Raw genomic sequence first — 14,555 nt, 5'->3', positions numbered from 1 at the left:
GGGCGCCAGCATGTGCATCCGCATAATAATTAGGCATATCGCTCATTCAGCGGGCAGTTTTGTGCCTGCGATGCCTTCATCCCAACGATATCGCCGCAAATTTCGCCAACTCCCCTTTGTTTGCTTCGGATCGAAAATTGGACAATGCTTGATCGAATGCGGATCGGCAATCCATGAGCAACGAACTTCTTTCCCCGGCCGAAATGAGCGAGGCCGATCGGCTGACGATTGCCGCCGGTACAACCGACGGTATCGGCCTGATGCGCCGTGCCGGCGAAGCGGTCGCGGCTCTGGTCCTGGCGCGTTATCCTGCAGTGGCGCGTGTCCATGTGCTGTGTGGCCCCGGCAACAATGGCGGCGATGGCTATGTCGTTGCCCGGTTGCTGGCCAGCTGCGGCGTCGGCACGACGATCTGGGCGAGCGGCACGCCGAGGCCGCAAAGCGATGCGGCGCTCGCCGCCGCGCAATGCCCGGTCAAGCCTCGGCCACTGTCGGATTTTGCCGCCGAGGCCGGCTCGATTGTCGTCGACGCGCTTTACGGGGCAGGGCTGTCCAAGCCGCTGGCCGGCGATGCCGCGAAAGCCGTTGACACTGCAACAGCTCTGCGCTTGCCTGTTGTCGCGGTCGACCTGCCATCGGGTGTCTCAGGAGCCAGCGGCGCAATATTGGGCAGGGCGTTTCACGCCGAGGTCACCGTGACCTTCGCGCGGAAAAAGCCCGGCCACCTGCTGCTCCCGGGACGAGAGCAATGTGGTGAAACCGTGCTCGCCGATATCGGCATCGACGACATCGTCATCGCCCAGCTCGCCGTGTCGACTTTTGAGAATGTGCCGGACCTGTGGTTGCGGGAATTTCCCGTGCCGGCGGTGGACGCACACAAATACAAGCGCGGCCATGTCGGCGTCTTTTCCGGCGGTCCGAGCGCTACCGGCGCGGCGCGGCTGTCGGCACTAGCCGCCGCGAGAAGCGGGGCAGGGGCGGTCACCGTGCTGTCGCCGGCCAATGCCGTGCAGGTAAACGCTGTGCATCTTACCTCGATCATGCTGCGCAAGGCCGATGACAGCGTCGACATCGCCTCGTTCATCGACGAACGCCGGCCGTCGGCTTTTGTTCTCGGGCCCGGCTTCGGCATTGGCGAAAAGACGCGGCAATTTGCACTCGCGCTGCTCAGCCGTGCCCAGCCAAGGGATACGTCAACCCGGATTGACGGCCTCGTGTTCGATGCCGACGCGATCACCTCTTTTCGTGAGGCGCCGGACGTCCTGTTCGAAGCTTCTCGCCAACCGGGCGCGCCGGCCCTGGTGATGACGCCGCACGAAGGGGAGTTCGCCAGGCTGTTTCCCAATATCGCCGATGACGTTGCGTCCTCCAAGCTCGACAAGGCACGCGCAGCCGCCGTGCGTGCCAATGCCGTCATCGTCTACAAGGGTGCCGACACGGTGATCGCGGCACCGAACGGCCGGGCGGCGATCAACGCCAATGGCGCGCCATGGCTCGCCACCGCCGGGTCGGGCGACGTGCTGTCCGGCATCACCGCCGGGCTGCTTGCCCAAGGCATGCCGGCGTTCGAAGCGGCCTGCGCCGCGGTGTGGATCCATGCCGAGGCCGGCAGCCGGTTCGGGCCGGGGCTGATCGCCGAGGATCTGCCGCCGGCGCTGGTGCCGGTGCTGCGCGACCTTGCCGAAGCGCGTTCGGCCGCTCGATGAGCCGCGCCCTGGCTCTGTTGCTCGCCACCCTCCTTGCTGTCTTCGTGGCGTCGGCAGCCCGCGCCGAAGGTCCAGTGACGATCGTCGATGATCCGGCGGTGCTCGCCGCGCTCGATGCCAAGGGCTATGGCTTTGCCGAGATGTTTGGCGCGGCGGGCGCGGGCGACCTGAAAGCTCTCTACGACAAGGCGCCGGCCTATCACGCTGTCGTCGACACTGTGGCGGCCGATGTCGCCGCGCTGCGCGCCGACATGAAGGCCGGCGGGCGGCCGCTCTACGAGGTCACCGACGGCAATGTCGGCCGCATCATGGACATGCGCTGGCTGAAGACCGATGCCGCGCGCTTCCGGCTGGTCGGCGTCGTCAACCGGCTTGACCGTGGCGACTTCGCGGTGTTGCTGGGTGAAAAGAGCTGCGGCGAGGTGCGCTTCATCTACCGCCTTGCCTACAGTTTCCGCAAAAATGGCAAGCTGTTGGCGTCGCGTCTGCCGTTCAATTTCAACGCCGTCTACAGCGCGGCGCCCGATGCCGACGGCGGCTGCGTCGGCGTTGCCGGACGCTGGACGCCACAGCTTGACGAGACCGTCGATGCTGGCTGGCTGACTGGCGGTCCGCTGGAGAAGGCCGGGCTGACCTTCAAGCAGCTGGAACTCAACGCCCAGGTGGTGCGCTTTCCCTCTGGCCAGGAAACCGAGTTCGGCGGCCAGGCCGCCTATCTCATGCGGATATTCGGCATCGATGGCGGCACCGTCAGCGAGAAGCCGCTGGAGAACACGACTGACGCCGCGCGGCTTTCGCAAGACGCGGCGCTGAAGGCAAGGCTGGCCGCCTATGTCAGCGCCAATCTGCCTGCGGTCGACGAAGGCGTCTACGAGATCCCCGACGAATTCCTGGCCAGGAAGGTCATCTCGTGGTCGACCTTCGGCAGCGCGCGGCAGGCCAACCACCCGTTCACGCCACTGCTTCAGCCCGGGGAATTCGCATCGCTCGATTATTCCGGGCTCAAACTGCTGCGCACACCGGAAGCTCTCATCGAGCGGCTGGACAATGGCGCCTGCCAGGGTTGCCATCAGGCTGGTTCCACCGCCGGTTTCCATTTCATCGGCCTCGACGACAAGACGACCTCGCCGCTCAACCGCATCGAGGTCGGCATTTCGCCGCATCTTCACGCCGAGATCCCGCGCCGCCAGGCCTGGCTGCGCGCCATGGCGCAAGGCAAGGTGCCGAACCGCTTCCGCCCGCTCTCCTTTGCACCACCGGTTGCCTGGACGGACGCCGGCGCGATTGACTACGCGCCGGCAGAGATGGCAATGCCGTGCCTGATGCCGGACGATGCCGCACGCTTCGGCAAGACCTGGCAGTGCGGTGGCGGCACCATCTGCACGCCGCTAGCCAGCGCTTCGGGTGTGCGGACGAAGCTGGCGCAATGCCTGCTGCCCAAGGACAGCCCCGACATGTTTTCCGGCCATCCCTGCCTGACCGGATCGATCGCCAGCAACGCAACGCAGCCTTTCAACGACCGCTTCAAAATATCAGGCCAGTTCGCGGCCTTTGCGCAGGATGTCTCGCGCACTGCCTACACCTGCCGTCCGCCGAAGATCGGCGTGCCTGGCGGGATCGCTTATCGCGGCTGCGGCGACAAAGACCGCGCCTTCGCGGCCTTCAAATCCGGCAAGCCGATGCCGAACGAGATCTGCGGGCTGGTCGGCGGCAAGAAATTCGACATCTGCGTGGCCACCAACAATTTCGACCAATGCCTTGGCGGCGCCGTCAACCGCGGCAACCGGCCGGCTTGTTCGGCCGATCATTTCTGCCGCGAGGACTATATGTGCCAATCGCTGCCGCCCGATACGCCTGGCATCGGTAAGATCAAGGGTATCGGCTTCTGCTCGCCGACCTATTTCATCTTCCAGATGCGCATCGACAACCACGCGACGCCCTGGGGCAGTTCCGTCCGTGCCACCATGGGGGCAGGATTTGGCGCGGCGGAAGAGGAGTAGCCGCTCCCAGAAACAATCCGGGTGGCTATCTATCGATCAAGATGGTCGGCGACCTTCGATGTCCATTCACCATCGAAATGATGAACGCGCTCGGTAACAACTTCATTGCTCAAAAGGCTGGAAAGGGCTGAAACCAAAACCGGCTCCATCGCAGGGACCGAGCTATATCCGAGCGCAGCCAGACGTTCGGACCATGGCGGATGATCGGCACTTTCGTTGTCTGGGGCATCCCAGGCCTTTTGAGCATACTCTTGCAGGATGGAGTGGCTCGTCAGTTCCTTGGCTGCCCTCAAAACTCTATCGAGCGGTGGAGGAGGTGGAACCATCGTGCCAAGCAATTCACGCTTGAGTGGATCATAAACCCGATGCTCGAAGAACGCGTCGGCTGCGCCGATCAGCAGCAGCGCACGCGCTGCCTGGTATGCATCGCCGGACGTCGCTGCATGACGATCGGCTTCGATCTCCGCCCGTCGTGACAACCGTATTCCTTCGCGTTCCATGGCGGATGACAGTGGACTGAGCAACCAGTAAAACAAACTGCCGGAAACGGTCCTCCCCGGAGGGGCGTAGTCGAAGATCAAGTCGAAGCTTTTGTCGAGTTCGGCAAGATTGAGTCCGCCGTTTGTATCTCTGTTTCTCAGATGCGCGTCCTCATGGGCCAAGATCGCCGCAAACGCCTTGTCGTCGGTCACCGCAAGCAACGGAATACCGACCGTCAAGATCACCCGACGACCAAGCAGGCCGAGAAACGGACGCTCTTCCCCTATACTGGCGTTGAGGTTGTCGCTCAGCACTATCGTTGTTCGGCCGGCACGATGTTTACCAGCAACACCTTCCCACACAGCCCACAATTTGGGAGCCGAGTGCTGGGAGATGCCTTGTACCTGGCTGGATCGAAAGCCGGCGAACAATGCTCCGATCAACAGAACAAAAGCCAGCATTGCGGCCGGTATGGCGATAACCCCGCCCGCGATAACCGCGAGCGGATTTCGGTCGAGCAACAACAGCCACAGCAGCACAGGGCAGAAAAGCGGCAGGGCAAAAAGCAGGATGGCAAACCTGCCGAAGCTCGTTCCCACAGAAAGGATCAGGCGCGACATCAGCGCCTCACAGCGGGATGTTGTCGTGCTTCTTCCAGGGGTTCTGCATGTCCTTGTTGCGCAGCATCCGGAGCGCGCGCGCGATGCGGCGACGGGTCGAGTGCGGCATGATCACCTCATCGACATAGCCGCGCTCGGCGGCGACGAAGGGCGACAGGAAGCGATCTTCGTAAGCCTTTGTATGGGCTGCGATCTTTTCAGCATCACCAACGTCCTTGCGGTAGATGATCTCGACCGCGCCCCTGGCGCCCATCACCGCGATTTGCGCCGTCGGCCAGGCATAATTCATGTCGCCGCGCAGGTGTTTTGACGCCATCACGTCATAGGCACCGCCATAGGCCTTGCGGGTGATGACGGTGATCTTCGGCACGGTGGCCTCGGCATAGGCGAAGAGGAGTTTCGCGCCATGCTTGATCAGCCCGCCATATTCCTGCGCGGTGCCGGGCAGGAAGCCGGGAACATCGACAAAGGTGACGATCGGGATCGAAAAGCAGTCGCAGAAGCGCACGAAACGAGCCGCCTTGCGGCTTGCATCTGAATCGAGCACGCCAGCCAGCACCATCGGCTGGTTGGCGACGAAGCCGACGGTGCGGCCCTCGACGCGTCCGAACCCGGTGACGATGTTCTTGGCGAAGTTCTGCTGGATCTCGAAGAAATCGCCTTCATCGGCCACTTTAAGGATCAGCTCCTTGATGTCGTACGGCTTGTTGGCATTGTCGGGGATCAGCCGGTCGAGCGACAGATCGTGGTCGGTGACCGACTGGTAGCATTCGATCTCCGGAAGTTCCGATGTGTTGGAGGCGGGCAGCAGGTCGACCAGCCGGCGCATCTGCAGCAGCGCCTCGACGTCATTGTCATAGGCGCCGTCGGCGATCGAGGATTTCGTCGTGTGGACGAAGGCGCCGCCGAGGCTCTCGGCGGTCACCGTCTCGTTGGTGACGGTCTTCACCACATCCGGCCCGGTGACGAACATGTAGGAGGTGTCGCGCACCATGAAGATGAAGTCGGTCATCGCCGGTGAATAGACATCGCCGCCGGCACAAGGCCCCATGATCAGCGAAATCTGCGGAATGACACCGGAGGCGAGCACATTGCGCTGAAAGATCTCGGCATAGCCGCCCAGTGCGGCCACGCCTTCCTGGATGCGCGCCCCGCCGGCATCATAGAGGCCGATGATCGGCGCACGGTTGCGCAGCGCCATCTCCTGCACTTTGATGACCTTTTCGGCATGGGCTTCCGACAGTGAGCCACCGAACACGGTGAAGTCCTTGGCGAAGAGGTAAACCGGACGGCCGTTGACGGTGCCCCAGCCGGTGACGACGCCGTCGCCGGCGATCTTGGTCTTCTCCATGCCGAAGTCGGTTGAGCGGTGCTCGACATACATGTCGAATTCCTCGAACGAGCCTTCATCGAGAAACACTTCGATGCGTTCGCGCGCAGTGAGCTTGCCCTTCTTGTGCTGCGCATCGATGCGGGCCTGGCCGCCACCCATGCGAGCGATGTCGCGGCGGCGCTCGAGTTCCTTCAGCACGTCCTTCATCGATTACCTCCCAGGCCAGCGGCATTTCGTGGTAATCGTGCCGGCAAGCGAGCGCAAGCACCGCTTGCGCCATGGTTTTGTTGCGCTGCAGCATGACGCCCCTTGCATTTGGCCGCGAACTGGGCCATATGCGGCGACATAGGCGCTTGGGCCGGCAACAATCCGGCCTTCTCGACAAATGAGACTGGTTGCGTCTGTTTTCCCTCTTTCCGGTATATCGGCCCTCTTTCCGGTACATCACAAAGCGGCGAAAAAGCCCCGTGGCATGATGCCTGCGGGCACGACAGCGCAGCCGAGTGGACGAAACCGTCCGCCCGCCTTGTCGTTTCATGACAATTTATCCGACGGCAGGTTGCGCCCTGCCGCCATTGATGTTTGCGGCCTGAGGCCGCGTGAAAGAAGATTATTTTGACCAACGAAAATACTTTGCTCGGTACTGGGGAACTCTCTGGTTTCGCAGCACTTGGAATTACCGGCGCGCTGCTCAAGGCGACCCACGCCGCCGGCTTTACCGATCCGAAGCCGATCCAGGCGCAGGCGATCCCGCCGCAGATGGAGGGCCGTGACATTTTCGGCATCGCCCAGACCGGTTCCGGCAAGACCGCGGCCTTCGCGCTGCCGATCCTGTCGAAGATCATTGCTCTCGGCACCAAGCGCCGGCCGAAGACGGCGCGTGCGCTGATCCTGGCACCGACGCGCGAACTTGCCGTGCAGATCGAGGACACCATCAAGATCCTCGCTAAGGGCGCGCATGTCTCGACCGCTCTCGTGCTGGGTGGCGTCTCGCGCTTCAGCCAGGTGAAGAAGGTTGCGCCCGGCGTCGACATCCTGATCGCGACGCCCGGCCGGTTGACCGATCTGGTGCGCGAAGGCGACCTCATGCTTGCCGACACCAAATGGCTGGTGCTGGACGAGGGCGACCGCATGCTCGACATGGGCTTCATCAACGACGTCAAGCGCATCGCCAAGGCGACCGCGCCCGATCGTCAGACGGTGCTGTTCTCCGCGACCATGCCCAATGAAATCGCCGAACTGGCCAAGGGTCTGCTGAAGAACCCGATCCGCGTCGAAGTCGCGCCGCAGAGCACGGCTGCGGCCGAGATCGTGCAGGGCGTCGTCTTTGCCCGCACCAAGCAGAAGCGCCAGGTGCTGTCGACGATGCTCGCCGACGAGGCGATGAAGTCCGTCATCATCTTTTCGCGCACCAAGCACGGTGCCGACAGGGTGACCAAGGACCTTGAGCGCGACGGCTTCAGGGCCGCCGTCATCCACGGCAACAAGTCGCAGAATGCCCGTCAGAAGGCGCTGAACGATTTCCGTGAGGGCTCGGTGCGCATCTTGGTAGCGACCGACATTGCGGCGCGCGGCATCGATGTGCCCGGCATCAGCCATGTCGTGAATTTCGACCTGCCTGACGAAGCCGAAAGCTATATCCACCGCATCGGCCGCACCGGCCGCAACGGCATGGACGGCATCGCGATCACGCTTTGCGATCCTTCCGAAAACAGCAAGCTGCGTCAGGTCGAGCGCATCATCCGCACCAAACTGCCGATCGTTGCCGACCATCTCGGCAGCCCCGATCCGCAGCGCAATCCAGCTGAAAAGAACGAGCGCTTCGAGCCGGCCAATGATCGCAACGGAAATGGTCGTCGCGACGGCAGGCGGCCCGGGGGCGAGAACAAGGGCAACGGCTTTGGCAAGAAGCGCTTCGGCGACAAGCCGGCCTTCGCTGGCGAGCGCAAGCCGGAAGGCGCCAAGCCTTTCAAGGGCAACAACAAGCGCCGCTTCGGCGGCAAGCGTCCGGCGGCGCGGGCTGCGTAAGCCGCGTTGTAATTGGTCAAGCTTAGGCTTGCCGTGACTGACATGGAAAGGGCGGCTGAAGCGATGCTTCGGTCGCCCTTTTCGTCTGGAGGCTACTTGTCGTCTGGAGGTTACTTGGCCACCGCCTCGACCCAGACGGCAATCCTTTGCGCCAGAAAGGCCGTGGTCGATGGCGACAGCGCATCGCCGGCGATGACGTGGTTGTCTGGATCGCCGGTGTCGTCGACCGGAACCAGTTCATGCGGCGCGCCCCAGCGCCCGGCGATTTCGCGGGTACGGTTTTCGCGCACAACCCTATCGGAATCGGAGAAGATGAAGAGAGCCGGTATGGTCGCCTTTTCCACCGGCGCGGCGTAGGCGAGCTCGGTCACCGCCGCCATCGGCAGCGTCGCGGCCATCGGATATCTGTGCGTCCAGAATTTCTCGTGCAGGGCGTTGCGGGTCGGAAAGCTGCGTTCCTTGCCGCCGACGAGCTCGGCGATCTGCTTGCCCCAGGGCATGGTCAGGATCTCGGCGCCGGACGCCCTGACGCCGAAATTCGGCGAGATGAACGCAATCGCCGCCACCCCGTCCGACGCGCCCGGCTGCGTTGCCGCCCATGTCGCAAGCGAACCGCCGGTCGAGGTCGAGATGACGATCACCTTGTCGCCGATCTCCCGGCCGATGGCGAGCGCCTCCTCATAATCGTTGATCCAGGCATTGACGCTGCCTTGCGTCATCGCCGCGCCATCCTGCCCGTGGCCGGTAAGGCGGGTGTAGAACAGATTGGCGTCGAGCTGGTCGGCCACCTCGTCCGGCAGCGGGCGGACCTCGCCCTTCGATGCGGAAAAGCCGTGGATGTAGACGATCGACAGTGGCGTCTTCGCATGCACCATCGGATTGGCCCAGACGATTTCCTTTTCCAGCCCGTCACGGATTCCGGGTATGGCGGCCTCTGTCTCCGCTACATAGGCCTGCGGATCATCGCCGATGACCGAGGGATCGAAATGGATCGTGGTATCGACAGGGACGCGCGGGCCAAGCACGAAAGCCAGTGCGAGGACAGCGACAAGGCCCAGCACAGCAAGCACGATCCGTCGCCCCATCGCAGACTCCAAACGAACAATTTCTCAGCCTATGGTGGTGATCACAAATGGGCAACGGCCGGCCCGGAGGCGGAGCCTGCCACTCTAGATGGCGTTCTATTCGCTTTGTGGCTTGCGGTCGTAGTGCAGCGGCCGCGCCTTCCAGCTGGTCATCAGGCTGATCACCCCTCTGCACAGCGGCCTCGGTAGCAGGCTGAGCACTTTCAGAGGCCAGCTCAGCCGGCGCGGGAAGGTGACTTCGAAGCCGCCGGATTTGATGCCCCGCGCCATGCGGCGCGTCGCGCGGCTGACGGGCATCAGTCCCGGCATCGGCAGCATGTTCTTCTCGGTCAGGGGGGTATCGATGAAGCCCGGGTTGATCACCTGGACACGCACATTCATCTTGTCGAAGTCATATTTCAGCGACTCGGCCAGGATGTTGATCGCCGCCTTGGTGCCGCCATAGGCGGCCGTGGTCGGCCAGCCGAAATAGGCGGTGACCGAGCCGACCAGCACGACGTGGCCGCGTGCCCGCACACGCATTCGCTCGATGACGGGCACCAGGCCGTTGATGATGCCGAAATAGTTGACATCGAAGGACCGGCGAAAGTCGTTCACGACAAGATTTTCACCCGGCGTCGAAATGTAGTTCCCGGCATTGAAGACAGCGAGCACAATGGGCCCGAGTTCCTTCTCGATCGCGGCGACCGTTCTTGCCATGCGCGGCTCGTCGGTGACATCACAGGGAAAGGCCTTGACACTGCCCGGCATCTGCGCGGTCTCGACGACAAGCGTGTCGATCGGATCGTCATCGAGCGCCGTCACCGCGACGGCATAGCCCTGCGACGCAAGATCCCTGGCCAGCGAACGGCCGATGCCGCTGCTGCCGCCCGTGATCCAGGCGACGCCGTGCTTCGGATTGGCCCGATAGAGTGTCATGCTGCGCCCTGTCAACTTGCTCGTACCTTGCTCTAGCGATGAAGAAATCGAATGAAAAGAGTGCTTTCATCACAGTGAGGAAATCAACTGTGGGGCATGAAGGCGATATTGAGAAGCGTCGGCAGCGATAACAGTGCCGCAAATGCGACTGGTCCAGACAAATTCTTGCCTTGAAACCGAAGCTTCGGGTTTCTACGGTTTCGGCGCAGCTACACAAGGAATCCTGAATGCCCCGTTCTGTGATCGACGTGATCGGCAACACGCCTCTGATCCGCCTCAACAAAGCGTCTGAACAAACCGGTTGCGAGATCCTGGGCAAGGCCGAGTTCATGAATCCGGGCCAGTCGGTCAAGGATCGCGCCGGCCTGTTCATCATCCGCGACGCCGAGCAGCGCGGGCTGCTGAAGCCCGGCGGTGTCATTGTCGAGGGGACGGCCGGTAATACCGGTATCGGGCTGACGCTGGTCGCCAAGGCGCTGGGATACCGCACCGTCATCGTCATTCCCGACACGCAGAGCCAGGAAAAGAAGGACACTATCAAGCTGCTCGGCGCCGAGCTGATCGAGGTGCCTGCGGTGCCTTACAAGAACCCCAACAATTACGTGAAACTGTCGGGGCGGCTGGCCGAGCAGATGGCAAGGACGGAGCCGAACGGCGCCATCTGGGCCAACCAGTTCGACAATGTCGCCAACCGTGACGGCCATATCCGCACCACGGCGCAGGAGATCTGGAACCAGACCGGCGGCAAGGTCGACGGTTTTGTCTCGGCGGTCGGTTCGGGCGGAACGCTGGCCGGCGTTGCCTTCGGGCTTAAGGCCAAGAGCAAGGACGTCAAGATTGCGCTCGCCGATCCGTTGGGGGCCGCGCTCTACAGTTTCTACACCAGCGGTGAGTTGAAGTCCGAAGGCAGCTCGATCACCGAAGGCATCGGGCAGGGGCGCATCACCGCCAATCTTGATGGCTTCACGCCGGATTTTTCGTTCCAGATCCCGGACGAGGATGCGCTGCCGATCGTCTTCGACCTGATCCAGGAGGAAGGTCTTTGCGTCGGCGGCTCGACCGGCATCAACATAGCCGGCGCGATCCGGCTGGCACGCGAATTGGGTCCCGGCCACACCATCGTGACCATCCTTTGCGACTATGGCACGCGCTATCAATCGAAGCTGTTCAACCCGGAATTCCTGCGCGAGAAGAACCTGCCGATACCGGGCTGGATGGAGCTGCGGAGCACAATTTCGGTGCCGTTCGAAAAGGTCGCGTAATGGCGCACAGAACCGAAGCGCTGTTTCGCGACGACTCCTATCTGCGCACCGCGGACGCCACAATCGTTGCCGTCAACGACCGCGGCGGCATCATTCTCGACCGGACGATCTTCTACGCCACATCGGGCGGCCAACCGGGCGATATCGGCCATCTGGAACGAGTCGACGGCAGCCGCATCGTCATCGCCGCCACCATTACGGGCGAGACCAAGGACGAGATCATCCATGTGCCGGCGCTGGAACAGAGGCGTCCAGAGGTCGGTGAACGCTTGCGCCTGGCGATCGACTGGGAGCGCCGGCATCTTTTGATGCGCATGCATGCTGCTTGTCACCTGCTCACCGTGGTCTGCCCGTTCCCGATCACGGGTGCGTCCGTTTCCGAGGATGACAGCCGCGTCGATTTCGATATTCCCGATGCCAGTTTCACTAGGGAAGACGTGACGGCGAGCCTGATGGATCTGGTGCGGGCCGATCACCCGATCTTCACCAGGCTGATCAGCGACGAGGAACTGGCGGCCAATCCCGGCCTGGTGAAATCCAAGAACGTCCGGCCGCCGGTTGGCACCGGTAAAATTCGCCTGGTCTGCATCGGTGACAACGCTTCGGTCGATAGCCAGCCCTGCGGCGGCACCCATGTCAAAAGCACCGGTGAAGTCGGCGAAATCCATATCGGCAAGATCGAGAAGAAGGGCCGCGAGAACAGGCGCTTCCGCATCCGCTTCGGCCCGATGCCGGTGACCTGATGCATTGTCGCCGAAAGTGGCCCGGTTTTGGGACAGCGACATGCATAAAAACCCTGATGCATGTCGCCCAAAAGTGGTCCCGGTTTTGGGATAACGAGATGCATAAAACAAAGACTTGAAGCGCCTCGCCTGAATTCGCTTCAACGCGACGCGCTTTAATCGGACAATCACCGCCAAAGGGCGAGCAGGAGATAAAATGGCCGAGGACAGTCCTTTCACCGTCGACGCGGATTGGCTGCAGCAGCGCCTCGGCGAGCCGGGCCTGACGATCATCGACGCATCCTGGTATCTCCCGGCGCAAAAGCGCGATGCGCGCGGCGAATACCAGGCTGCCCACATTCCGGGCGCACGGTTCCTGGATCAGGATGCGGTTTCGGATCCGGATTCGCCGCTGCCGCATACGCTGCCGTCACCGCGGCATTTTGCTCAATATGTCGGATCGATGGGCGTTTCGGCCGACGACACCATAGTCGTCTATGACGGTCCAGGTTTCTTCTCGGCGCCTCGGGCGTGGTGGATGTTCCGGGTGATGGGTGTCTTCCAGACCTATATTCTGGACCGCGGCTTCGATGGCTGGAAAGCGGCAGGCCGGCCGGTGACGGCCGAACCGACCAAGATCGCGCCAAGCGTGTTTCATGCCGATTTCGACGCCGGTCGCGTCGCCAGCCTCGCCGAAATGCGCCGGATCGTCGATACCGGAGAAAGCCAGATCGCCGATGCCCGTGGACCGGGCCGCTTTACCGGCACGGAGCCTGAACCCCGTGCCGGTATCCGCTCCGGCCATATGCCGGGCGCGCGCAATCTGCCCTATTCGGCGCTGTCGGAAAATGGCGAGCTGTTGTCGAAGGACCGTCTGCGCAAGGTGATCGAGGGGGCCGGCATCGATCTGTCGAAACCCGTCATCACTTCGTGTGGTTCCGGCATTACAGCCGCGGTGGCGACGCTGGCGCTGGAGACGCTTGGCCATACTGACAACAGGCTCTACGACGGCTCATGGACGGAATGGGGTGGGCTCTCCGACACGCCCGTCGTGACCGGCAAGGAATGAGGACGATGGAAAACGGCGCGCTGGAAGACATCGAAGTCACGGTGACGTTTCTCGAGATGCATGTGCCGCCGGCCTATTCGCCGCCGGTGCCCTACAACCGTCAGGTCGCGCTGCTGAAGACCAAGGAAATTCCCCTGCATTTCTACCGCTATTTGATGGATCGGGTCGGGCGCAAATGGCACTGGGTCAATGTGCTGAGGCTGGATGACGACGAGCTTTCGGCCGGTATCCACCGCGAGGACCGCGACATCAGGGTGCTCTATCTCGACGGCGCGCCGGCCGGCTTCTTCGACCTCAAGCCGCATCTGCCGGAAGAGGTGGAACTCGCCTATTTCGGCATGATGGAGCATGCGACCGGGCAAGGCATCGGCCGCTGGTTCCTGGGTGCGGCGATTGCAGCGGCGTGGTCGTACGGGCCGAAGCGGGTGACGGTGCAGACCTGCACGCTCGATCATCCTGCGGCTCTGCCGCTTTACCAGAAGCTCGGCTTTGCACCGGTTGCGCAGAAGAAGGAAATCGTGCATCCGCTGCCTTTCGGTGAACGCTCGGCCAGCGTCATGCGGCCGTGACATGAGCTAAAATCTGAACCATCCGCCAACTCGCAAGAATCGGGTGGGAAGCGCGGACTTGAGGGCATAATTTCCGGCCACCGACACCGGAGATTTCACCATGACCATTCAGTTCAAGGCTCTGCCGACCCAGGATGTCAGGGCGCTGCAGTTTGGCGGTCCCGATGCTTACGGCCACACGCCCGAGCGAAAGATTTCCGACGGTGACGGCATGCCTTGCCGGCATTGTCTGAAGAACATCGCCGCCGGTGACGCCTACCTCGTTCTGGCTTACCGGCCATTCCCGGACCTTCAGCCCTATGCCGAAACCGGGCCGATCTTCCTGCACGCAGAAGAATGCGACCGCGCCGCCGAGACCGAGCTGCTTCCGGAGATTCTCGAAAGCCCTGACTACATCGTGCGCGGCTATGGCAGGGATAATCGTATCGTCTACGGCAGCGGCGGCGTCATCCCGACAGCGGCGATCGCGGTGCGAGCCGAAACCTTGTTCGAACGCGACGATATCGCCTACGTCCATGTCCGCTCGGCGCGCAACAATTGCTACCAGTGCCGTATCGAGCGCGCCTGAGGCATTGGACCTGCCAGCCGGAGAGGGCTGTCGTACTCCCGTCGCATAGGCGCGATAGAAAGCGATTGTCGATCGATTTGCCGACCGCGGATGAACCGGCGGCAAATCTCGATATCGAGGAAGCGGGGCTTTGGCTCCGCTTTTTTGTTGCCCGTCGTCAGGTCGAGAAAAAACCCGCCGGAATGAACCGGCGGG

General features: G+C 62.5%; 12 protein-coding genes. 8 read left to right on the top strand and 4 right to left on the bottom strand.

Features of this window, described 5'->3' with window-relative positions; all coding sequences use genetic code 11:
- Positions 1–173 precede the first annotated feature (173 nt).
- Both AC0ZT5_RS31065 and AC0ZT5_RS31060 read left to right on the top strand, forming a co-directional pair.
- Entirely contained in the window at positions 174–1,706 is a 1,533-nt protein-coding gene (locus tag AC0ZT5_RS31065; protein ID WP_488499546.1) for an NAD(P)H-hydrate dehydratase, read from the top strand.
- Entirely contained in the window at positions 1,589–3,706 is a 2,118-nt protein-coding gene (locus AC0ZT5_RS31060) for a hypothetical protein (RefSeq protein ID WP_488499545.1), read from the top strand. The genes AC0ZT5_RS31065 and AC0ZT5_RS31060 overlap by 118 nt, the downstream gene beginning before the upstream one ends.
- Positions 3,707–3,735: 29 nt before the next feature.
- On the opposite strand, the gene AC0ZT5_RS31055 is transcribed toward AC0ZT5_RS31060, so the two are convergent.
- Together AC0ZT5_RS31055 and AC0ZT5_RS31050 are read right to left on the bottom strand one after the other, a co-directional pair.
- On the bottom strand, positions 3,736–4,806 hold the full coding sequence (locus AC0ZT5_RS31055) for a M48 family metallopeptidase (RefSeq protein WP_488499544.1): 1,071 nt from the start codon (positions 4,804–4,806) through the stop codon (positions 3,736–3,738).
- A gap of 7 nt (positions 4,807–4,813) precedes the next feature.
- On the bottom strand, positions 4,814–6,346 hold the full coding sequence (locus AC0ZT5_RS31050) for an acyl-CoA carboxylase subunit beta (protein ID WP_488499543.1): 1,533 nt from the start codon (positions 6,344–6,346) through the stop codon (positions 4,814–4,816).
- Between the two features lie 408 nt (positions 6,347–6,754).
- Between AC0ZT5_RS31050 and AC0ZT5_RS31045 the strand changes: the two genes are divergently transcribed.
- Positions 6,755–8,167, top strand: a complete 1,413-nt coding sequence (locus tag AC0ZT5_RS31045; protein ID WP_488499542.1) for a DEAD/DEAH box helicase — start codon at positions 6,755–6,757, stop codon at positions 8,165–8,167.
- Between the two features lie 110 nt (positions 8,168–8,277).
- On the opposite strand, the gene AC0ZT5_RS31040 is transcribed toward AC0ZT5_RS31045, so the two are convergent.
- Together AC0ZT5_RS31040 and AC0ZT5_RS31035 are read right to left on the bottom strand one after the other, a co-directional pair.
- Positions 8,278–9,252, bottom strand: coding sequence for an alpha/beta hydrolase (locus AC0ZT5_RS31040; protein ID WP_488499541.1), 975 nt, complete (start codon positions 9,250–9,252; stop codon positions 8,278–8,280).
- Positions 9,253–9,348: 96 nt separating this feature from the next.
- On the bottom strand, positions 9,349–10,170 hold the full coding sequence (locus tag AC0ZT5_RS31035; protein WP_488499540.1) for an SDR family oxidoreductase: 822 nt from the start codon (positions 10,168–10,170) through the stop codon (positions 9,349–9,351).
- A 227-nt stretch (positions 10,171–10,397) separates the two neighbouring features.
- On the opposite strand from AC0ZT5_RS31035, the gene AC0ZT5_RS31030 reads away from it, so the two are divergent.
- The 5 genes from AC0ZT5_RS31030 to AC0ZT5_RS31010 all read left to right on the top strand — a co-directional run bounded on the left by AC0ZT5_RS31030 (position 10,398) and on the right by AC0ZT5_RS31010 (position 14,360).
- Entirely contained in the window at positions 10,398–11,432 is a 1,035-nt protein-coding gene (locus tag AC0ZT5_RS31030; RefSeq protein WP_488499539.1) for a cysteine synthase A, read from the top strand.
- Positions 11,432–12,175 (top strand): alanyl-tRNA editing protein, encoded by a 744-nt coding sequence (locus AC0ZT5_RS31025; RefSeq protein ID WP_488499538.1) that lies wholly within the window; start codon positions 11,432–11,434, stop codon positions 12,173–12,175. Before AC0ZT5_RS31030 ends, AC0ZT5_RS31025 begins: the two co-directional genes overlap by 1 nt.
- 196 nt (positions 12,176–12,371) lie before the next feature.
- Positions 12,372–13,223, top strand: a complete 852-nt coding sequence (gene sseA / locus AC0ZT5_RS31020) for a 3-mercaptopyruvate sulfurtransferase (protein ID WP_488499537.1) — start codon at positions 12,372–12,374, stop codon at positions 13,221–13,223.
- Between the two features lie 5 nt (positions 13,224–13,228).
- A complete protein-coding gene (locus tag AC0ZT5_RS31015) occupies positions 13,229–13,792 on the top strand; it encodes a GNAT family N-acetyltransferase (RefSeq protein WP_488499536.1) in 564 nt (187 codons plus the stop codon).
- Positions 13,793–13,892: 100 nt separating this feature from the next.
- Complete coding sequence (locus tag AC0ZT5_RS31010; protein WP_488499535.1) at positions 13,893–14,360, top strand: DUF1203 domain-containing protein; 468 nt, start codon at positions 13,893–13,895, stop codon at positions 14,358–14,360.
- Positions 14,361–14,555: the final 195 nt, after the last annotated feature.

The sequence above is a fragment of the Mesorhizobium sp. CNPSo 4670 genome, from assembly GCF_057784235.1.
The sequence above is the reverse complement of the archived record's forward strand: the minus strand, read 5'-3'. Positions and strand labels throughout refer to the sequence as shown.

Coding starts and splice junctions, on each gene's coding strand:
- AC0ZT5_RS31065 (WP_488499546.1), top strand. CDS start 174: ATGAGCAACGAACTTCTTTCCCCGGCCGAAATGAGCGAGGCCGATCGG.
- AC0ZT5_RS31030 (WP_488499539.1), top strand. CDS start 10,398: ATGCCCCGTTCTGTGATCGACGTGATCGGCAACACGCCTCTGATCCGC.
- AC0ZT5_RS31040 (WP_488499541.1), bottom strand. CDS start 9,252: ATGGGGCGACGGATCGTGCTTGCTGTGCTGGGCCTTGTCGCTGTCCTC.
- AC0ZT5_RS31015 (WP_488499536.1), top strand. CDS start 13,229: ATGGAAAACGGCGCGCTGGAAGACATCGAAGTCACGGTGACGTTTCTC.
- AC0ZT5_RS31055 (WP_488499544.1), bottom strand. CDS start 4,806: ATGTCGCGCCTGATCCTTTCTGTGGGAACGAGCTTCGGCAGGTTTGCC.
- AC0ZT5_RS31050 (WP_488499543.1), bottom strand. CDS start 6,346: ATGAAGGACGTGCTGAAGGAACTCGAGCGCCGCCGCGACATCGCTCGC.
- AC0ZT5_RS31025 (WP_488499538.1), top strand. CDS start 11,432: ATGGCGCACAGAACCGAAGCGCTGTTTCGCGACGACTCCTATCTGCGC.
- sseA (WP_488499537.1), top strand. CDS start 12,372: ATGGCCGAGGACAGTCCTTTCACCGTCGACGCGGATTGGCTGCAGCAG.
- AC0ZT5_RS31035 (WP_488499540.1), bottom strand. CDS start 10,170: ATGACACTCTATCGGGCCAATCCGAAGCACGGCGTCGCCTGGATCACG.
- AC0ZT5_RS31010 (WP_488499535.1), top strand. CDS start 13,893: ATGACCATTCAGTTCAAGGCTCTGCCGACCCAGGATGTCAGGGCGCTG.